This is a genomic window from Paenibacillus sp. FSL R5-0486 (assembly GCF_037975155.1).
Classification (GTDB): Bacteria; Bacillota; Bacilli; order Paenibacillales; family Paenibacillaceae; genus Paenibacillus; species Paenibacillus amylolyticus.
The window spans coordinates 276,325-297,985 of the sequence record NZ_CP150237.1 but is presented as its reverse complement, the minus strand read 5'-3'; the positions used below and the strand labels follow the sequence as shown (position 1 = coordinate 297,985).

Here is a 21,661-nt window from a genome sequence, read left to right as displayed (position 1 = left end):
ATCATAAAAAAGAGAAATACAAAAAGAGCGAAGTTTCGGAATTTGAATTCCGGCTTCGCTCTTTTTGTGTTGTTGTAGCAGTTAATCATCCGTTCTTAACGCATGTTACCGATGATGGATGATCTTGAATCCTGCATTTTTTTGACAAAGTTCGTCATGACATCAAACGCTTCATTGCGCTTGTTGGACATGGACTGCAGACGAAGCATGTCCATCTGTTGGGAATTGCCCGCTGCATCAATTTGGCCTTTCAGCTTTTGAACAGCTGCTTCATCCCCGTTTTGCTGGGCTACCTGCAATTGAGAGTTCAACTCCGCGATCTGTTGATTACGGTTCTGTACTTCCTGGATTTGCGTTTGCAATTGCGCATCCAGCAATTTGGCGCGTTCGCTCTGAACCATCATCAAAGCCGTTTCGATATCCATACTGCTAATGTTGATAGGTGTTACGCCAGAGATGTTGGAGACTGAAACTGTGCTCGCTGAAGCTGAAGAGACGATGGATACTGCAGCAACAGCAACAACCACTGTTGAAGCGAAAAATTTGCCTGAACGTTTCATGAATGTTCCTCCAAGTATATATGTAATTTGTACCAGTTTTTTGTTGGCATCTTCCGCCATTCTAAATCAAAAGAACTAGTTGTACAATCAAATTAACTTCAAATTTGAATTAATCTCGATTTCCCTTACACCCGCCTACCTCCGCTTACAATTTGAGTAAATTAAGCAGGGCATAATAAGTAAAAGTGCATTCTTACGGGTATATTTACTACGACTAGTTTGTTCTTTACTCCAACGCTTGAAAGTCACATTGGAGATTGACGATACGTTCATGATTTTACTTTAGAAAATGGTTATGTTATATTTAATAATATATTTTACACAATTTAATTTTGTGATATTTATTATAAATTTATGTTATATATTTTACGGGAGGTTTTAATATGAAAAAGATACTGGTTGTTCTAACAAATGTAGATAAGTATGCAACAAAGGACGAGCCTACTGGCTTGTGGCTGAGCGAAGCAACTCACTTTATTGAAGAGTTTGACCATAATGACAATGTTCAGATCGATCTGGTTAGCCCTAAAGGTGGTAACGTACCTCTTGATCCGAAAAGCCTCGGCGATTCTCTGGATGAGAGCACCAAAGCCTATTTCGAAAATGAAACGTTCATGAACCAATTGAAAAATACGCTGAAACCTAGCGAAGTAAACGCGAGTGACTACGATGCAATCTACTTCACAGGAGGTCACGGTACAATGTGGGATTTCCCGGACAATGCCGAACTTCAAGAGCTTTCTCGTGATATCTATGAAAAAGGTGGCGTTGTATCCGGCGTGTGCCACGGGGTTACAGCCCTGTTGAATGTGAAGCTGTCCAACGGCCTGCTTTTGATCAACGACAAAACCGTTTCCGGCTTCACGAATGAAGAAGAAACATTGGCTCAACAAACCGAGTATGTTCCTTTCCTGCTGGAAGATGCGTTGAGAGAACGCGCTGCACAATATGATAAAGCTGCTGCCTTCAGTTCCTATGTCACAACAGATGGCCGCGTGGTCACAGGACAGAATCCGCAATCTAGCAAAGCTGTAGCTGAAAGTGTTAAACAACTGCTGGGTCTGTAAAATAAACCGATCGATCCCTCTCCTCCCCCAGGAGATCATATAGATGAACAAATTAAAACAGCACGTGATCCGTCATAATCTGACAGAACACATGCTGTTTTTTTCTAGTGATTTGTCGAAGCAGAAGCTTCCGTTGCTGTTCCGCCAGCCAAACGCTTCACGATATAAGGCACTGTCACCGACGTCAGGATCACGGCAAACGCAATCTGAGCGATAGCTGTGTCTACATATGGCGCATACGCCGGATTGAACCCGGCAGCCATCGAAGGCACCACCATGGACAATCCAGCAACCGAACATGTCGCAGCCGCTGCGTAACCGGGTCGTCTTAATATCGTGCGATCGATTCCAATGAGCGGCAACATGCAGATCAGCAAAAATAACACCGTGACCAACAAACCGGACAGACTGGACTGAAATGCAATACGCAGATCAATATTGGACCCAAAGCTGGTACCTAGAAAAGGTAGTAGAATCAGTGTTCCCGGAGCAAACATCTTCTGGATGTTGCTATCCAGATTACCAAGCAGTATCCCGATGAAGAAAGGTACTAGCGTAGCAAGTACACTGAGATAATCGATACCGACACCGCTTGCCGAATTCAATATCATGACCGGAATAACCGGTACGGCGATCAGATTCAGAATACCAAACGCAGCACGATCCACATCATCTCCGTACGTGTTCATCAAGGCCAGATATAATCCCGGATTACAACTGGTCAGAACGGCAATGAAGGCTACCGCAGACACTCCTCCAACCCCACTTATGCCAAAAAAGTGCACAAACGCCCAGCCGAACAGGCAGCTGATGAGGATACGGGAGATACAGAGCACTCCTGCTCTTTTCAAGGTCACCAGAAGCTGTGACAAGTTAAGCTGTGTTCCTGATATCAGTAAAATCATACCGATCAGCACCATGGTACCGCTCGATGTGAACAGCGCTGTTGTTGGATCTCCGATCTGAAAAAATGATGGAAACACCGTGTTGATGACCGCGGCGGCCAGCATAGGAACAATCAGCAAGCCGCCGGGTATTTTTTGGATACGACCCAAAATGTTCATGGTGCGTTACAGTTCTGCTCCGTTGGTACGGATCACATTTTGATACCAGAAGAAGGAATCCTTACGATATCTTTTCAGCGTACCATTGCCATAGTCGTCCTGATCGACGTAGATAAATCCGTACCGTTTGCTCATCTCGGAAGTCCCTGAACTGATCATGTCGATTGGCCCCCACATCGTGTATCCCAACACCTCGACCCCATCCGCAATGGCGAGTCCCATCTGTTCGATATGTTTGCTCAGGAAATCAATCCGGTAAGGATCGTTGATCGTTCCGTCTTCATTCAGTTTATCGTAGAAACCTGAGCTATTCTCCAGAATGAAGACAGGTTTTTGATACCGATCATAGACGAGATTCAGCGTATACCGCAGGCCAATGGGATCAATCTGCCAACCCCACTCGTTAGCGGGCAGATGCGGGTTTTTATATACACTGTGTACATTGCCTGCCGTTAGTTCGAGTTGTTCGGTATCACTACTGGAAATCATCGAGTTGTAATACGACATCCCCACGAAATCAGCCGTGTGCGCGCGAATGCTATCCAGATCGCCATCCTCGATATTCAGCTGGATCTCCTTGTTTTTGAAATACGTTTTACTATAGTAAGGGTACTCGCCTTTATTGAGCACATCGAGATAGAACTGATTTTTCATCTGATCATCCTGTTGCATCTGGAGTGCGTCCTCCGGCTTGCAAGTGTAAGGATACGTTGTAAAATAAGCCACCATACTTCCGATCTGGTTATTCGGATCAATCTCATGAGCCATCTTGGTTGCTCTGGACGCAGCTACAAATTGATGATGCAGCCCCTGGAACAGCATTTCTTCATAATTTGGAGCATCATAATCAATGATTCCCAGCGTTTTGGCCGATGCTTTCACGCTCATGTTGATCTCGTTGAATGTCACCCAATATTTCACTTTGCCCTTGTAGCGATTAAACAACACATCACAATAGTTCACATACAGATCGATCAGCTTGCGGTTATACCATCCTCCGAACTTGTCCATCAGTACAATTGGTGTATCAAAGTGACTGATGGTGATCAGGGGCTCCATACCCTGTTTAAGACATTCATCAATAACCTGATCATAGAACTCTAGTGCCTTTTCGTTCGGAGCGGCATCGTCGCCACCTGGAAATACTCTGGCCCATGAAATAGAATAACGGAATACTTTGAAGCCCATTTCAGCAAACAAGGCGATATCCTCACGGAAGTTATGATAAAAATCGATTCCCCGGCGCTTCGGATATTTCACGGTATCCGGGTCATTCCTGGCCTCTTCAATCATCTCCCAATTCACTCTGATCTGCTTGGTCACTTTGCGGTCGTTCTTCTCGTTAAATTTCATCACTTCAGGGATGGTCAGACTCTTGCCGTCCACATTATAAGCTCCCTCGGCCTGACAGGCAGACAGTGCACCGCCCCATAAAAAATCTTTTGGAAAATTGGAATTCGTCATTTTAGTTTCCTCCTGTTATTACGTGTTATTAAGGTCTTATTTCAAGTTTTAAGGGATCAGCTTCATTAGCGCTTCGCTCTCCCGAATCGGGCCGCTGGTCGCTGTGGTCAGTACGTCTCCATACTGTTGCATGTTGGTTACCACAATCGATGTAATCGTGTTATATCCTGCTGACGTAATGCCTTCTGGATCAAACTCCACTAATAAATCCCCAGCCGTGATTGTCTGTCCCTGTTCGATATGGGCGTTAAAATATTTCCCTTTCAGACTGACGGTATCCACTCCGATATGAATCAGGATCTCGACACCATTCGCAGCTTTCAATCCGATGGCATGCTTGGTGCGATAAAGTGCTTCGACTACCCCGTCAAATGGAGCATATACCTTGCCATCTGTCGGAACGATTGCAATGCCTTTACCCATTAACTCTTGTGCAAATGCCTGATCTTCTACCTCAGAGATCGGCTTGATCTCTCCTGTCATTGGACTAACGATAAGCATGTCAGAAGATGTGGTTGTCAGTGATGATATGGATGCTGGAGTTACCTCTGTGGCAACGACTGTCTGATTGCTATTTACTTTATTCGTAGCTTGCTGCTTTGATTTACTTCCTTCAGTATCTTCCTTGATGCCAGCCAACAGCGTGAATACAAACCCGAGTACAACTGCGGCAACACAACCAATAACGACATACATGTAACGATCCGATGAATACGTGCCAATTGCCAATACACCTGGAAGTGAAATTGCATTCGCTGTTGTATGCACCAAGCTGTAGAATCCACCAACTAATCCTCCTGCCAGACAACCTGCGAAAAACGGACGTTTGTATTTCAGCGTTACACCATAGATCGCCGGCTCGGTAATCCCGAATAAAGCGGTGAATCCACTCGAAGCAGCCGCTGATTTCATCGTTTTACTCTTCGTTAGGACAAACACACCAAAGGCTGCTCCAGCCTGAGCCAAATTCGCCGCTAGTGCCGTTGGTAACAACACGGTTGCGCCCAGTGTAGCCACTTGTTGAACCTGAATCGGCATGATGGCATAGTGCATACCGAACATAACCATGATCGGTTTGAAAAATCCAAGAATCGCACCTGCAAGAACACCTGCGGTTGAGAACAATGAGTTAATGCCATTCGTCAACCAGTCACCGATATATGAACCTACTGGGCCAAGCACGATTAATTCCACTGGAATCATAATGAACAAAACAATCATTGGGGTAAGCAGGACCTGCAAGAACTTGGGAATTACTCTATTAACAATTGGATACACATAACTCATAATCCATACCGCCAAAATGATTGGAATGACGGAAGAGGAATATTTCATCAACAGAATCGGCATGCCGAGAAAATCAATACTATTTACACCCGTCTCAGCAATCTGAGCCGCAGCGTTCAAAATGGTTGGATGCATTAGTCCCGCAGCAAGAGCTACCGCCAAATAGGGATTGGTTTTGAAACGGTTTGCTGCACTGACAGCCAGGAAGAACGGCATGAAGTAGAAAATGCAGTCCCCGATCATGTTAATGATCGTCAGGAAACCGGAGCCTTCCAGGTAACCCATGGCAGTTATAACGGTAGCCAAACATTTGATCATCCCACAACCAACAAGTGCTGGCAGAACAGGCGTGAATATACCTGCGATGGTTTCAAGCACTACGTTGACGGGGTTACGTCTCTTTTTCGGTCCACTATCTGTAGACTCCGTAAGCTCTCCAATCTTGTCAGAAGTTAGATTCTTCACTTCACTATATACCGCGTCTACTTTGGCACCGATAACAACCTGGACCTGTCCACCGGAATTTTGTGCCTTGAGCACGCCTTCGAGCTGATCCAGCGCCTTGAGGTCTGCTTTGTTATCATCCTTCAAAACGAATCTCAAACGGGTTGCACAGTGTGTCAGACCCGATATATTTTGCTCGCCGCCAACGAGATCAAGTACGTTTTTAGCCAAGTCTTTGTTGTTCATGACCCTTCTCCTCTACATGAATAAATTGGATATATAAAAAATGACCAAGCCGGGGAATCGTCATTCCCTACGCTTGGTCATGCCTGATCGAATCAGTAACAGTCCAATATGGATTATTCGGTTAGTTCATTCCGTTGGTTCATTTGAGATCAATCGTTGGATATGCAGAATCAGATATAATTTTTCATCATCCGAACAGGTCCAGCCGTAATTATTTTTCAGGAAATCAGCAATCTTCTCCACACAAGCCAGTTCTTTCGGAAACTTCTCCTTCACCATCAGGAACAGCGATTCATTCTCATCCTTGAGGGACTTACCGCTCATCTGCCTCAGAATGAAATACCGGATATGTGTGGCAAAGCGCATGAAATGGATGGAATCCTCCTGAAAGTCAATTTTGAGCGCATATTTGATCACGGACAGGATCTCTCCCGTAACTGTAGTCACCTTGGTGGTATCCGTCATCTCTCCCGATCCAACCTGTGCATTAACAAAATGCAGAGCAATCAATGTTGTTTCGGCTGCTGGCAGAGCGATATCCATTTTTTCCTGAATCAGCTTCAGCGCAGCCTCCCCCACCCGGGTCTCGTCCGGATAGAGTGTCCGCACTTCCCATTCCAGCGGGTTTTTGATACGGATACCTTCTCTGGTTCGGGTTAATGCAAAACTGATATGGTCGGACAGGGTGAGAAGCAGATTCGGGTTAAATGTTTTATTCAGGATCTGACTGCCCAGCTTGATGACTTCCTCTGCGAGATAAATATCCTCAATCGGAATACTGTTCAGCAGGTCATACATACGGATGTTCTTTGGTGCTACAAATATTTTTTCCACCAAGTCCGTCTCCGTCAGCTCATAGGGCGTTTTCAGAAATCCGACCCCTTTACCTACGACAAAAACCTCTTCGTTATGTTCATTAATAGCGATGGCTACGTTATTGTTTACTTTCTTGATAACCTTCAATGTTCTCACCCCCCAACAAAAATAAAAAAAGACCGAAAGCGATTACAGTAAAGCAATCGAATTCGGTCATGCCTGGTTTCCCCAGTAACAGTCCGTGTTATGAATATAAGTTTATTATAGTGCTGTTTTCGAAAAAGTCAATCATCCAATCTTAGGGAAACATGGCTCTGCAAAGCAGATGAAAAAAACAAAGCGCTGTGGTACAATGAAGGAATTGTGTATTCACAGACAGACATGTGGGTAAAGGTGCTGAATCGATTGTGGATCAGTGCCCTTTATTCATGATTATGCTGCCATTCTAGGGAGGCTTATGGAACAACCATGCTCATCATTGGTATCGCCGGAGGAACCGGCTCCGGTAAAACGACGGTAGCTCGCTCCGTTATAGACCGTCTGGGATCAGGTAAGGTTACGTTTATATCCCAAGACAATTATTACAAAGACCAGTCGCAGCTCACACCTGAGCAACGCCGACTCACCAATTACGATCACCCGTTTGCATTCGATAATGATCTGTTGATTGAGCATCTCACCCTGTTGAAAAAAGGCCAAGCGGCGTATGCCCCCGTATATGACTTCACCATAGATAACCGTGCTGCCAATGAGACGGTTGAACTGGCACCGAACCATATTGTCATTGTAGAAGGATTGCATGTGCTGATCGACGAACATCTTCGCAGTCTGATGGACATCAAAGTATTTGTTGATACCGATTCCGATGTGCGGATTCTGCGGAGAGTACTGCGGGATATTGAAGAACGCGGACGCACGATCCAATCCGTATACAAACAATATCTCGAAACGGTAAAACCGATGCATGATGCTTTTATCGAGCCATCCAAAAAGTATGCTGATATCATTATTCCAGAAGGCGGACATAATGAAGTAGGCATTCAGATGTTATCCATCCTCACTGAGAAATACCTCACCGGAGAGAATTGGAATGGGGCTTAACTAGCTACAAAGCACCACAACAGAAATCCAGGTTACGATACAGCGTAATCTGGATTTTTTGTTGATTTTTCATTTATAATAATCCCCAATAGTTGAAAGGAGATCTACCCCTATGGCTACTTTTGAAGAGTTCATGCAGCATGACATCCGGGTTGGTACCGTGGTGGAAGCCGAACCCTTCCCCAAGGCTCGCATACCCGCTATTAAAATGACGATCGACTTCGGACCACTTGGCCTGAAACGTTCCAGTGCTCAGATCACCCAGCGCTATACCCCTGACATGATAATTGGCAAACAGGTCGTTGCTGTAGTTAATTTTCCACCTCGCCGGATTGCCGGTTTTGTCTCCGAAGTGCTTGTGCTGGGCGGCGTGCCCGGTGAAGGCGATGTTGTCTTGCTCACACCGGATAGTCCATTACCTAATGGAACACCGATAGCCTGACTTTATTTTGAGTAAGAAGAATATGGGCTTTTCAAATGTTTGGAAATCGAGTATTCTTGATTTATTGATTATTGATGGAACTACATATGTTGGAAACCTTAAAGCATAAGGCTATGAATCTGCGGATTCGTGGCCTTTTTTTGTGTTTTTTGAGGAAAAGTAAGTCTGGAGAAGTAGTAAGGATTGAGCGGAGAGGAGGAGTTTTCTTGATATATCATACCAACAGCCTAGTTATACATGGTAGAATATTGATTATTATTACAAATTTAGTATCTAGTAGCCTGAAAAGTACATATCAAGGAAAAAAACTCACAATTGAGAGGAGTAAGATTCATGAAAAAAATGATGATTTCCGGCGTAACGGCATTAGCTTTATTAACAGGGGGTATCGCAGGTTTTGGAGGTGTTGGGAGTTCTGTAGAAGCCGTACAAGCTACAACTACATTCAAGGACGTTCCAGCTACACACTGGGCATCCGCAGCGATTAATTCAGCCGTGGAACAAGGTTATTTCAAGGGGTATACCGACGGGACATTTAAACCAAGCTCACCTGTCACCAAAGCTGAAATGGCAAGTATCCTGGGGCGTCTATCCGACCAGCCTAATGCAACGACACAAGAACAAAACAATTTCACAGACATACCCGAGTGGGCAAAGAGCGGTGTCTCAATTGCTATCGCAAAAGGTTTTATCAACCCTTCTAATTACAAGGGAAAATTGGGTGCACAAGGCGCTCTTCAACGAGGCGAAATGGCTACTTGGCTAACGCAAGGGCTAACCGTGGTTGATCCTGAGTACAAACAAGCACTCTCTGATGTAACCAACACCGTTGTGCCCGCAAAGGAATATTTCACAGGTAAACTCGCAAGCGCTCAAAAAAATGCAGTAGCCGTTGCCCTGGGAACAGGACTTATGAGTGTGGCAAACGATAAAACATTTGGCGTTGATCGTACTACAACACGAGCGGAAGTTGCTGTGTTGATTGCCCGTTATGCAACAGTTGCCAAGGCAAAACCTGCCGATTTTCAGGGTCTGAATGAGCTGCGGGCGGTGGGTTTGACGGGGACGAATTTGAATATTATTGCGCCTAAGTACCAGAAAACACCTGAAAGGAAAATTATTTTATCAGGCAATCAGAAATACGATGAAGTTGTGACTAATGACTTTTCGAAAGTTAGAAACAAAGAAATCGTTACCGATACAAATTATGCTGATCTTAAAGTTTTGAATTGGATTATTGTAGATACTAATGTCGCTAGCAATAACCGTAGCATCTATTATCCCGTTTTTTTAGATGAAGGAGTAAAGCTCCAAAACGATAGATATTTCTCTTTCGTCGAGTTTGATTTAAATATTAAATCGGCATCCATGAACCAACCACAAGCCGGAAGTCTCCTTAATTCAGCTACCTTTAATCCTTTGGCTTCCCCTCAATCAAAATCATTTTTGTCATATGAGGCTCCAAAAACAGGAGATTACACCTTGAATAGAGGAGTCTTTGGAGTTAAAAACCCTATATATTGGGCACGAGGAATGTTACATTTTAATCAATCTGTGACGAGAGCTGTGATCCTAGAATCCAAAGAGGGGGCAATCTTTAGTGTCATCGATACAAAATAAAATAAACGATTTAAAGTTAAAGCCAGCTATCAGTAAATTACTGATAGCCTTTCTAACCATCTGCTCTCTATTAACACCTTATTCATTTGTGCACGCCGGTGGCGGACCTGGTACTAAACCTGCAATAAAGCCTCAATATATGGTACCGGAAACACCAGCGAAATCTCAACTAAAAGTTATACCTGTTGAAGGACAAAAAATGACCAATATCGGCATTTATATTTATCAAATTGATGATTTAAGATGGAGTGTTGATGGCGGATGTAGTGGGCCTAATGATCATATTTTACTAGCTAACGATTCATCAACAAATCGTCCCGTTTCTTCGACAGTTTGTGTTGATCTTGATCTTGATAAAGAAGTATACAAACCTGCAGTTTATATGGATAAAAACAGCGATCCTTATCCACGATCAGAATTAACCGAGGTGTCCCTAATGCCTCATTATATGGACGACAACCAACATTACAATGCAGATTTGAATATGCCTAAACTAGTTTCTGTTGACTCCTTTAATGGTAGAAGAACAGTGTTCACAATGAAAATAGGCGGCGTTATCAATGCAACAGCTGCTAGAGAATATAACCCACCTAAATGGTCAGCTGATTACATCTTCAATACAGATCTTTACTGGAAAGGTCTTGTTGAAATAACCAAAGAGATCAACCTAACCGCTGGTGGACAAATTAGCTTGAACCAGTCCAAACAACTTAATGCTAAGGTCAAGACGAAAACTGGAGATGGAAACTTTGGAGCGGAGACCAATGTAAACACCGGTAGCGGTGGTACAACGACATGGGAATCATCCAATCCTGGTGTTGCTACCGTTAGTAATTCCGGATTAGTCCAAGCTGTCAGTAGGGGAACTACAACCATCACCGTACTGTGGAAGAAAGATGGATTTCAGTTAACTACCACTACAAACATTGGTGTTGAAGAGAACCCAGGTACTGGCGAGGGCGACGGTAACGGGGGCGGTGGTGGAGGTTGCACACCAACGATTGGACCACCTTCTGCTGGAACCATTATGAGCATGAATGATCTCGATCCAAATACCAACGGTGTTATCAAGTCAGATAACAGAGATAATGAGACATTCAATGTGTTAAGAGGAATCCCTACTTCCGAATCACTCTACACAAATGCCTTTGCTGACAATTATTTGTTTAAACAAGCCTGGGCGAAAATGAGCGGTAAAGTTACATACAACTGTAATGTCACAATCTCGTACGACAGAGAGTGGACAGTACCTGGACCAGAGGAATGTGATGATGATGGTTGTACACCAGGGCCACCTGTACCCGCGAACGACACGGTACCCAAGCCATACAACTTCCAGATCACAAGAGACTACTCCTACTGGAAAATTAACAATCTGGAAGTATACAAGATCGCTAAAGCAACCATGAATAATTACGCTTTGCCCGGTGAGACCGTTACGATGAATCCAACAGGATACACACCACCAACACTAGAGTCTAAAAATGATGAAGCCGTAGAAAGCCATGTACGACCAGGGCAAACCACTTCAATCTCATATACTCCACCCAAATTAACAGGTGGTTTGAACCAACCTCCCAGTGTGCCTGATGATACATCACGGTTAAAAGGGATGGCTGAATCCAACACACCTCAAAGTAAAGTGAATAATGATCTAGTGAAATTCAACAACACAACCATTATGAATGATGTGGAAGCAACCAAAGATGGCCCAACGCCATCCAATATTCCTAATCCAACGATGATTGGGCGTGATGTGCTGTACAAACCGGGTAATATGATCAGCAATTCCCTGCTTAATAAAGCAAACACCACAAGCTCTGGTGAAATCTATTATGATTTGCTACCGGGTAACGTGAATGGCGGTGCCAATAAAATATTACCGATTAACGGCATCAACACGGTCACCGTACACACCCCTGTCGTCAACTACGCCTGGGTATCGGATGATCAGCCGCATAATCAGAAAACCGTACCAGACCCAACCAGCGCTGCACTCATTCTGGAACGCCCGTTCATTGTGCGAATTCCCACATCGGGACAGCACTTGGACGCAGTGAGTTATCCCGGTTATGGGAATCGGGACTATGCCAAATATTTTCGAATCAAACAGGTGCAATTCCCGTTTGATGTCTATAACGCAGATCGGAGCCAGTTTATCCCTGCTAAGACATGGGTGGATATTCCGGTCAATCAACTGGACACCACATTCTATCTCCCTGTATGGGTAGACGAAGGCAAATACCATATTGTATTCCGCAATATTGCAGAGAATGCACCTGCAAACTTTACCGAGCAACAGGATGCCAATACCAATCTGGCACATCATGTTGTAGCAGATACCGTACCGGTAGATGTCATCGGAAGGTTATATGATTTTCACGTCACTGATATCTCCGATTACAACTGGGAAAATGTATTTCGCAAGCAATTGGGCAGTCCCGACCCAACGGGCTATAGCTACTGGACTGGGATGAATAGCATTGATGGTGATCCACGAGGTAATCTGGCTCCATTTGTATTGCCCATCCGACCAGGAAGCCATCCGGTGCAGGGATTCGCTAACGCGACTGTGAAGACAGGGTACCATTTCAAGTTCAATCTGAAGACCAAGGGCAATATGTTTGGCAAACAGGATGGTATTCGAATTACACCCACTTTTGCTTTTGTGAGTAAAGACGGGTCCTCCCGACAAGAAGTGGATCTGTACTACCATCGAGGCCAGGAACGCCTGATCCGTATCGGATCGTCTCAGGATCTGGAGAAACGCTTTGTTGTGCTGAACTCACGGCTTCGAAATGTACCCGGCACAGAGTTAGGTGATACAGCACGTTATCAGTATACTTATGAACTGACAGCGGAAGAACGCAGCCAGCGTACGTTGGCAGAACATATGGTTCGCCTGGTCGATCAGACTTCTCATCAAAAAACATGGGTAGGTCGTTATGATTGGATGATCCTTTCCGCTCCGATTCGGACACTCATCGGGCCCAAATCGGAGATTCCTTCCGGGGTCAACGTGGACCGGGCCAATGCATCAATCCAGCGCTGGTACGGGGAGTACAGCTTACCTGCCGATGTATATGCCGTACCAAAAGGTACAGATCTCGAACCTCTTGCTCGACAAAATCAACTGGATGAGAAATCGAATGTTTTTCTAAAGAATGGTTTTATCGTAGTCAACTTCAACATGGAGAGCCTGCGGAATGGAAATACAGAGGCGCCCCATCTGCAATACATTCATGCACCACTGATGAATCAATGGCAGATGGAAGGTTTCAACAAAAAGCCAACAGACAGTCAAGGTAGAACCTGGCCGCTGAAGGATGGCGATATTGTCTTTTACCATGCTGATCAGTCTAGCCGGAATGACTTCCAATCCCAAGTACCGCACTAGTTTGAATCTCTCATGTCAGCACGACTGGCTAAGCATATGTAGCCAACTGCATGTGGACCGAAGAGTCTGTATGCGGAGTACCTCTCCAAAATAAGACTGAATATCTGTAAAGCGATAATCACCCAAGGAAGCAATCAATAATTGTATGATAAAATAGCCATGAAGTGTCAGACTAAGTACTATACAGCCTGCGTAAAACTATGGTGTGCTTAATGATATAGGTGTACTGAACCACATACGATAAAGCATTCACAAGTGATTCCAGTGTCACATCCCAACTACACACAACATGCCTGTTATACAACAAAAGGGTTATCCTGAAAGTCATCTATGGACTTCTGGGGTAACCCTTCTTGCATCATTCTTTTTTCATAACCTTACTTAGACTATAAAGAAAACCCGCACATTAGTATTATCCTGACAGACTTTCTCCAGGAGACAGGTAGGTTAGCAGGAACGTCAGGAACGTGATGCCGAACAATACTGCTACCAATTGTAATAATCGTTTAACGATATATCTGCTCAAGTGCTCTAACGTCCTTCCCCACAACTTTATTTATGTGCCATGATGTTCTTCATCCACAGCTCCGATGAAAACTTATAAATTCTATCAAAAAAGGCGTCCTTCTCCGTGTTACTGGATGAGGACGCCTTAAATAAACAGATTTTCAGAAAAAATCATGCTCTCTAAACACCTTCCTATCTCCCGTAGGGTACTACTGTGTTTCTTAAACCTGGCAGGTCTCCTAGCTCCAGAATCATCGTCACTTGCAGCTCCTTCCCGGCTTAAACCAGTGGATTATCGCTACTTGACTCCTCTGTTACAGTGGCGGGACCGCTCCGGTATCACACCGGACTTTCCTATTAAGCTTCCACCCTGACGGGCAAAGCACCAAGTTCCACATATTCAATTACACTTCTGTATCAGTATAGCGGGGGACGATTAATGATCAAAACTTTTCTTTCAAATTTGAAACACTAAATACGTCTAATCTCAATTTCTCGAACCCTTTGGAGACACACCCGTCACTCGCTTAAACATCTTGGAAAACAGTAATGGGTCCGTATAACCGACAGAATGGGCCACTTCACTGACCGACAGCCCTGGATTCTGAAGAAGTTCGGCAGCCCGATTCATGCGGTACTCCAGAAAAAAGGACTGTAGCGACATGCCATATCGCTCTTTGAACAATCCCGACAGATACGTGCGATCCAGCCCCACAGCTTGGGCAATATCCAGAATGGAGGTTCGCTGGCTGTACCTGTTCTCCATAAACTGCACCGCCTGTCGGATATACGTCTCTTTGTTCGAAAGAAGCTGTCCTATTTCTTCCTCTACAGGCGAAGAAGAGATTAATTCTGCCATCAAGCGGTACAAGAGACTTTGATTCATCACATCGCCTCCCGGACGCGTGGAAGCCTGGACCATCTCCGTATACAACTGTTCCATCGTATTTGTATCCTGGGCATCATATATCGGACGCTCCGGGCTCAATTGAGCACGTTGCATGAATGCTTTGGCTTGTATGCCTTTAAAACCGAACCACGAATATGTCCAGGGCTCCTTCGGATCTGCCTCATAATGAATGAGTGTGTCCGGGAGAATGACAAAACCCTGTCCCTCGCTAAGCTTGTATTCTCGATCCCCCATGTACACGGTACCCTGTCCTTCATGGATGTAGTGCACAATGTAAGAATCACGTACACCCGGTCCCCAATAATGCGCAGGGTCACATGCCTCCCACCCAAAAAACAACAACAGCAACTCCATCTGTGTCCAGCCTGCGGGAACCACATTCATCTCAATGCGACTCATTTTTCTCCCTCCATCCTGACTTCGTTCCGCTTACCTCTTCATTTCGTCTATTTATATTATAACAGCTAAAGTGCTTCCATATTAGTTGAAAGCGGGAACAAAAATGGGATTATGACATGTTTGAAAGGGTTTGAGCCATAGTTATATACGCCGAATCGGCCTATAGTTGGGGTACAACATTTTTCAGGGAGGCTAAACTTAAATGAATAAAATTACGTTCCTCGGTGCAGGCAGCACTGTCTTTGTTAAAAATGTATTGGGTGATGTCATGATGACCGAAGCACTGCAGGATTTTGAGCTGGCATTGTTCGATATTGATGCTGAACGCTTGAGCGACTCAGAGCGTTTGTTGACCAGTCTGGCCCGTTCACTCGGAAGTCGTTGCGTTGTGAACGTATATCCTGACCGCAAAGAAGCGCTACGCGGGGCCAAATATGTCATCAACGCTATCCAGGTCGGTGGATATGATCCATGTACCATTACAGACTTCGAGATTCCGAAGAAATACGGACTGCGTCAAACAATTGCAGATACACTCGGCATTGGCGGAATTTTCCGTAACTTGCGGACGATTCCGGTCATGCTGGATTTCGCCCGAGATATGCAGGAAGTATGTCCAGATGCGTGGTTCCTGAACTACACCAACCCGATGGCCGTGCTTACCAACGTCATGAATGTGCATGGTGGGATCAAAACTGTAGGATTGTGTCATAGTGTGCAGGTATGTGTACCACATCTGTTTGATGCACTGGGGATCGATCAGACGGGTGTCGTAGCCAAAATTGCAGGCATCAACCACATGGCATGGCTGCTCGAAGTCACAAAAGACGGGCAGGATCTGTACCCCGAGATTAAACGTCTGGCGAAAGAAAAACAGAAGGAACAGCATGACGACATGGTTCGTTATGAACTGATGCAGCGTTTTGGCTATTATGTAACGGAATCCTCCGAGCACAATGCTGAGTACCACCCTTACTTCATCAAACGGAATTACCCGGAGTTGATTGAACGCTTCAACATTCCATTGGATGAGTATCCACGCCGCTGTGTGAACCAGATTGAAGGCTGGAAAGAAATGCGTACCAAGCTGTTTGCCAGCGAAAATATTGAACATACCCGTAGCCGTGAATACGCATCGCATATTATCGAAGCGATGGAGACGAATAACCCATACAAGATTGGCGGCAACGTCATGAACAACGGACTGATTACGAACCTGCCGCGCGAGGCATGTGTCGAGGTACCTTGTCTGGTGGATGGATCAGGAATCAGCCCTACTTACATTGGGGATTTGCCTCCACAACTCGCAGCACTGAACCGGACAAACATCAACACGCAACTACTAACAATTGAAGCGGCAATCACTGGCAAAAAAGAACATATCTATCACGCCGCCATGCTTGATCCACACACGGCTGCGGAACTGTCTATCGATGACATCGTAGCGATGTGTGATGAGTTGATTGAGGCTCACGGCGACTGGTTGCCAAAATACACGTCATAATATAAAAGCACCGTTTCCTTTGCTGTTAAAGGGGACGGTGTTTTGTTCGTTCCATAGCACTCATCTGCATAATGGTGCATCACATCATTTATCAGAAATGTCTCGCTCCCTTAAACCTTACTCGGCGGGGAGCAAAAAGCGATAACCAATGCCAGGCTCCGTTTGAATATATCGCGGATTCGTCGGATCTTCCTTTAATTTTTTACGCAGATGTCCCACATATACCCGAAGATAGTGGCTGTCAGACTCATGGTGATGCCCTCCCCATACTTGCTGCAAAAGCTGACGCTGAGTGATGATTTTCCCCGCATTCGAGGCGAGCACCTTCAGCATCTCATATTCCGTCGGGGTTAATTTGACCAAAGTCCCCTCCAGTTCGACCTGCCTTTGGGCCAGATCAACCGTTAGTGATCCGAAGCGCAGTATTGGCTCATCCGTCGTTTTGGCTACATGACGCAGCGCCACCCGAATACGGGCGACCAACTCACCCATCCCGAATGGTTTAGTTACATAATCATCTGCACCACCATCCAGAGCGGCAATTTTGTCTCCCTCCTGATCCTTCGCTGTCAGCACAATAATCGGTACCTGTGACCATTCGCGAATCCGGCGAAGTACCTCCATGCCAGACATGCCCGGCAAACCAAGATCAAGGATGATCAGATCCGGATGTACAATACTGGCCTGAATAACGCCCTCTTCGCCATCCCCACACTCGTAGAGTTCGAATTGGTGTGCCTGAAGGGTGACCTTGAGCAATTTGCGAATCTGCGGCTCATCATCGATCACCAGTATGCGAGCCCCTAGTGGTGCGTTCATGTCATTCTTCAACCTCTCCTTGTTCTGAATAGGGAAACCGTGATCCGTGAGCCTCCATGGGGATATCTATGCGCATTCTCGTTCCCCCGCCCGGATTCGGCTCTGCCACAATGGTACCTCCGTGGACTTCCACAATACCTTTGCAGATCGCCAGACCAAGCCCCGTCCCTGTGACATGCTGAGTCGACTCTGAGCGATAGAACTTATCAAATATACGTATTCTTTCTGCTTCCGGTATACCGATGCCTTGATCAGCAACCATGATCGTCAATTGATTCGGACTTCTGTCACTCGCCACAATGATGACAATCTGGGTCTCGTCGGGCGAATATTTGATGGCGTTGCTGACGATATTGACCAGCACCTGCTCCAGCAATACTTCATCTCCGTAGATAAAGGCCGGGTCATCAGGTAGTTCGACTTGAATGTTACGATGCGGACTGAATTCCCGAACTTGTGTCAGTACAACGCTGATTATATCTTCCACGTCACACCATTTCCGGTTCAGTTGCAACATGCCGCTCTCCAGCCGAACCATACCTAACAGATTTGTGACGAGACGATTCATACGCAAGGCTCCATCCCGAATGTTGCCTGTTAATTCTCTCCGATCCTCGGGTGTAAAAAGCGTATCATTCTCCAACAATCCTGTAGCCGAGCCGATAATGGCGGTTAGGGGCGTACGCAATTCATGAGAGACAGAATCCAGCAGCGCTGTGCGTATGCGCTCTGATTCAGCAGTAATCTGCGCCAATCTGGCCTCTTCCGCCAGCTTCACTCGGGCAATAGCACCTGCGGCCAGTCCTCCGCATGCCTCCAACAGACGAAGCTCTTCTTGCTGCTCATGAATCTCGCCAGCGTCCATGCTTACGGCGAGCACGCCATGAATTTGCTCCTCTGTGCGTAGCGGTACATATAGCCCGAGAGATTCCCGCAAAGTGGATGATCCCTTACCTGCGATCTGTCCGTGATGATACACCCATTTTGCAATGGCAATCTCCGACTCTCCATCTCCCCAACCATCCTTTTCCCCTTCTGATGCTTGTGCAGAAGAGCTTGTAACCAGCAGATCCCCCTGCCCATCCGGAAGATACACAGCCGCCGGCTTACCCAGGGTAAGCGATACTTGGGTTGCAATGTTAACCAGTAAGGTATTCAGATCCGTAATGGCTGTCATCTGACGACTCAATGCGTACAGGGAGTTAGTCGTAGCCTCGCGTGCTTTTACCATCTCCAACTGTTGTCGCAATCGACCTGCAAGACTCGCTGTCAGGATCGCCACCGCAAGATACACAACAAAGGAGATGAGATATCTCAAGTCCTCAACCGTAAAGCTCAAATATGGCGGGACAAAAAAGAAGTCAAACATAATGACGCTAAAACTCGCGGTATATACAGCTGGCCCCATTCCCCAATACACGGCACTCACCAGTACAGGAAATAGGTATACTAGTGCTACATTAACCAGATCTCCACTCATGCCGATGGCATGAAGCAACAAGGTTAGCAGTATCACCCCGAGGGTCACCCATACATATGCCGGAACTCTTTTCCCATGGGCTGCCCGCGTTTCTTTTTTTATTCGTTCTGACAAAATCGATTCACATCCCGCTCAGTTCATAATCATAATCTGCAACGATCAATACATCCAGATGCCGCGACAAGCGTACAAGTCGGTTGACCACCGAACCTGAGCCACGGTAGCCATTTAGCCACCACACCCGTCTTGCCTGCCCGACCACCAACTGGGTTGCTCTCGCCTCCGATGCCTTTCTGGCCAAAATCTCAGGTATATCCCGCAGCCTTGGACTGTGATGAATATGAAATTGACCACCAAGCCGAATCGTCAGCTGCTCCAACGCCTCCAGATGGCATTTCACTTCGTCACTCATGGACTCACCTATGTGGATATGATGTACATGCCAGATGGCTTTTAGACGATAAGCCATACGGAATCCGCGCCGGATCAGCCGCTCGGCATGACGATCACTGCTTACACATACAAAGACCGCTTCCTGTCTGCGCCAAGGTCCTCGAAGTGCAATTTTGGCCTGCTGTGTTTCAAGCCGTTCATCGACATCGTCCGCCAGCTCGCGCAGGGCAAGTTCTCGCAAGGCAATCAGATTACCGATTTTGAAGAAATTCGCAAGGGCTTGCTCGACCTTGGCAGTTGCATAGATTTTACCCTCCCTCATGCGCTGCCGCAAGGCCTGGGGTGCCACATCAATCAACTGCACCTCATCCGCCATCTGAATGATCCGATCGGGTACGGTCTCGCGGACACGAACACCGGTAATATGTTCAACGGCATCATTCAGACTTTCGAGATGCTGTACGTTCATTGTGGTAATCACCGAGATGCCTGCATTCAGCAGGAGCAGGACATCTTCATAACGCTTTTGCCGGACACTTCCGGGCACATTCGTATGCGCCAGTTCATCCACAAGCACCACTTCCGGACAAAGTTGCAGAATACCCTCCGTGTCCATCTCTTCCAGACGAGCCTCCTGATAAACGCACTTCGCGCGAGGGATCACAGACAGGTGACCCATCTGCTCCACGGTTTCCGCCCGCCCATGTGTCTCCAGCAAACCGATTTGCACATCGATGCCCTTACGGAGCAAATCATTGCCTTCCCGAAGCATCATGTAGGTTTTGCCTACACCTGGTGCGGCTCCGATATATATTTTGAATGTACCGCGCTGAATCTGGCCAATCTGTTCCTTCATTTCCTGCTCGCTTAGTCTGCGGTATGTCAGCGACTCCACATCGTTAACTTTAGCCGGAACCACACGTTCACCCTCCCGGGCCGCTCGATCAGCAACCAGAAACAGATCGACACCACGTAATCTGCGCAGCAGCGAGTTAACAACGGACCCTTGCCATAGTTCCTGCCAGCGTGTACGCCGGGAGTGTCCCATCACAATCCGGGTAATCTGGTGCTCCATGGCGTAACGCGCCAGCGTAGACGGGATGTTGCGACGGTGTAATACGGACAGTTCCTCCATATGGCCGCCAAACTTCTCCACCAACTTGATCATATTGCGCCGAAATACGGTTGCCTCCTTGGTTAATGGCTGCTTCATATTCCGAAAAACCACGGCGCACAGATCACCATTCAGCCGTTTGGCAATCTGTTGTCCACGCCGGATATAGATGGAGCCATTCCAATGATATTGCGTGGACACCAGAATCCGTTCCATGATGCCTGTTGTGACGGTAATTCCCATCTCCTCCCGATGCTCACGCAGGGATTCATTCACCCCTTCTGCAACCAATCTCAGGGCCAGTTCGCGCAGAATACCCAGATTGCCTTGACGAAAAACTACTTTTCCCTCATGCCCCTTCAGATGACCTTCTGCCAGACGGCTCAGTATGGTTTCTGGTGTGACGTCTATCAGCTTCACTTCATCCGCAAGCTCCAATGTATCGGCAGGCACCGTATATTCTGCTGCGATCCCCGTAAGTTGTCGTGCCAGCTCTGTATAGCCTTCCAGCTCATACACATTCACCGTTGTCATGACACTGATATTGTTTCGGAGCAAAAACTGAATATCCTCCAGCCGGGTAGCATACCGAGTACCTTCTCTGTTGCGATGTGCCAAACCATCCACCAGCACAACCTCCGGATTACGTGCCAATAGTGCATCCAAGTTCAGATCCTTCATCTCTACATCATCACTCTCGCGTAACCAGTGAATGCTTGGAATCCGTTCGAGTGCGCCAAGTTGCTCTACCGTTTCCGGTCTGCGCATCGTGGACACGGCACAGATGACCACATTAATGCCCTGCTCGCGCAACGTGTTCCCTTCCCGCAACATGTGATACGTTTTGCCCGATCCGCTGACTGGGCCGATGTAGATTTTGAGCGTACCCTGTTGCAGCTTCGTAATCATCTTCATCATCTCTTCCGGTGACTTGCGCTTGAAGCTGTCTTCCATCCGTCCCTCTCCCCCCTTTCTTATTAGAGCGTGTCTTAAAATATGAAGAAAAAATAGAGAAAGCCCCTCCCGA

General features: G+C 46.3%; 15 protein-coding genes and 1 riboswitch. Of the genes, 6 read left to right on the top strand and 9 right to left on the bottom strand.

Annotated features, from left to right (window positions below; translation table 11 throughout):
• Positions 1–95: 95 nt before the first annotated feature.
• On the bottom strand, positions 96–560 hold the full coding sequence (locus MKY01_RS01340) for a hypothetical protein (protein ID WP_282319697.1): 465 nt from the start codon (positions 558–560) through the stop codon (positions 96–98).
• A 383-nt stretch (positions 561–943) separates the two neighbouring features.
• On the opposite strand from MKY01_RS01340, the gene MKY01_RS01335 reads away from it, so the two are divergent.
• Positions 944–1,627: a type 1 glutamine amidotransferase domain-containing protein gene (locus tag MKY01_RS01335; protein WP_074093101.1), complete on the top strand. Its 684-nt coding sequence runs from the start codon at positions 944–946 to the stop codon at positions 1,625–1,627.
• A gap of 104 nt (positions 1,628–1,731) precedes the next feature.
• On the opposite strand, the gene MKY01_RS01330 is transcribed toward MKY01_RS01335, so the two are convergent.
• The 4 genes from MKY01_RS01330 to MKY01_RS01315 form a co-directional block, all read right to left on the bottom strand.
• On the bottom strand, positions 1,732–2,691 hold the full coding sequence (locus tag MKY01_RS01330) for a 2-keto-3-deoxygluconate permease (RefSeq protein WP_282319698.1): 960 nt from the start codon (positions 2,689–2,691) through the stop codon (positions 1,732–1,734).
• Between the two features lie 6 nt (positions 2,692–2,697).
• Complete coding sequence (locus MKY01_RS01325; protein ID WP_036674654.1) at positions 2,698–4,155, bottom strand: family 1 glycosylhydrolase; 1,458 nt, start codon at positions 4,153–4,155, stop codon at positions 2,698–2,700.
• Between the two features lie 48 nt (positions 4,156–4,203).
• On the bottom strand, positions 4,204–6,132 hold the full coding sequence (locus MKY01_RS01320) for a beta-glucoside-specific PTS transporter subunit IIABC (RefSeq protein ID WP_282319699.1): 1,929 nt from the start codon (positions 6,130–6,132) through the stop codon (positions 4,204–4,206).
• 126 nt (positions 6,133–6,258) lie between these two features.
• Positions 6,259–7,104, bottom strand: a complete 846-nt coding sequence (locus MKY01_RS01315) for a PRD domain-containing protein (RefSeq protein ID WP_339285081.1) — start codon at positions 7,102–7,104, stop codon at positions 6,259–6,261.
• Between the two features lie 312 nt (positions 7,105–7,416).
• Between MKY01_RS01315 and udk the strand changes: the two genes are divergently transcribed.
• The 4 genes from udk (at position 7,417) to MKY01_RS01295 (ending at position 13,508) form a co-directional block, all read left to right on the top strand.
• A complete protein-coding gene (gene udk / locus MKY01_RS01310) occupies positions 7,417–8,049 on the top strand; it encodes a uridine kinase (RefSeq protein WP_017691162.1) in 633 nt (210 codons plus the stop codon).
• Between the two features lie 112 nt (positions 8,050–8,161).
• A complete protein-coding gene (gene csaA / locus MKY01_RS01305) occupies positions 8,162–8,491 on the top strand; it encodes a chaperone CsaA (RefSeq protein ID WP_062837691.1) in 330 nt (109 codons plus the stop codon).
• A 333-nt stretch (positions 8,492–8,824) separates the two neighbouring features.
• Positions 8,825–10,111, top strand: a complete 1,287-nt coding sequence (locus MKY01_RS01300; protein ID WP_282319701.1) for an S-layer homology domain-containing protein — start codon at positions 8,825–8,827, stop codon at positions 10,109–10,111.
• Between the two features lie 538 nt (positions 10,112–10,649).
• Positions 10,650–13,508, top strand: a complete 2,859-nt coding sequence (locus tag MKY01_RS01295) for a DUF5704 domain-containing protein (RefSeq protein ID WP_339287061.1) — start codon at positions 10,650–10,652, stop codon at positions 13,506–13,508.
• 718 nt (positions 13,509–14,226) lie between these two features.
• Positions 14,227–14,420, bottom strand: a riboswitch (cobalamin riboswitch).
• An 82-nt stretch (positions 14,421–14,502) separates the two neighbouring features.
• On the opposite strand, the gene MKY01_RS01290 is transcribed toward MKY01_RS01295, so the two are convergent.
• Positions 14,503–15,324 (bottom strand): AraC family transcriptional regulator, encoded by an 822-nt coding sequence (locus tag MKY01_RS01290; protein ID WP_339285079.1) that lies wholly within the window; start codon positions 15,322–15,324, stop codon positions 14,503–14,505.
• A 202-nt stretch (positions 15,325–15,526) separates the two neighbouring features.
• Between MKY01_RS01290 and MKY01_RS01285 the strand changes: the two genes are divergently transcribed.
• On the top strand, positions 15,527–16,828 hold the full coding sequence (locus tag MKY01_RS01285; protein WP_339285078.1) for an alpha-glucosidase/alpha-galactosidase: 1,302 nt from the start codon (positions 15,527–15,529) through the stop codon (positions 16,826–16,828).
• 117 nt (positions 16,829–16,945) lie between these two features.
• Here the strand turns inward: MKY01_RS01285 and MKY01_RS01280 are convergent, their stop codons facing one another.
• Genes MKY01_RS01280 through MKY01_RS01270 form a run of 3 tightly spaced genes read right to left on the bottom strand, consistent with a single transcriptional unit; the run spans position 16,946 to position 21,588 of the window.
• Positions 16,946–17,647: a response regulator gene (locus MKY01_RS01280; RefSeq protein WP_127546488.1), complete on the bottom strand. Its 702-nt coding sequence runs from the start codon at positions 17,645–17,647 to the stop codon at positions 16,946–16,948.
• A gap of 1 nt (position 17,648) precedes the next feature.
• Positions 17,649–19,241, bottom strand: coding sequence for an ATP-binding protein (locus MKY01_RS01275; protein ID WP_339285076.1), 1,593 nt, complete (start codon positions 19,239–19,241; stop codon positions 17,649–17,651).
• A gap of 7 nt (positions 19,242–19,248) precedes the next feature.
• Positions 19,249–21,588 (bottom strand): histidine kinase, encoded by a 2,340-nt coding sequence (locus MKY01_RS01270; protein ID WP_339285074.1) that lies wholly within the window; start codon positions 21,586–21,588, stop codon positions 19,249–19,251.
• Between the last annotated feature and the right edge of the window lie 73 nt (positions 21,589–21,661).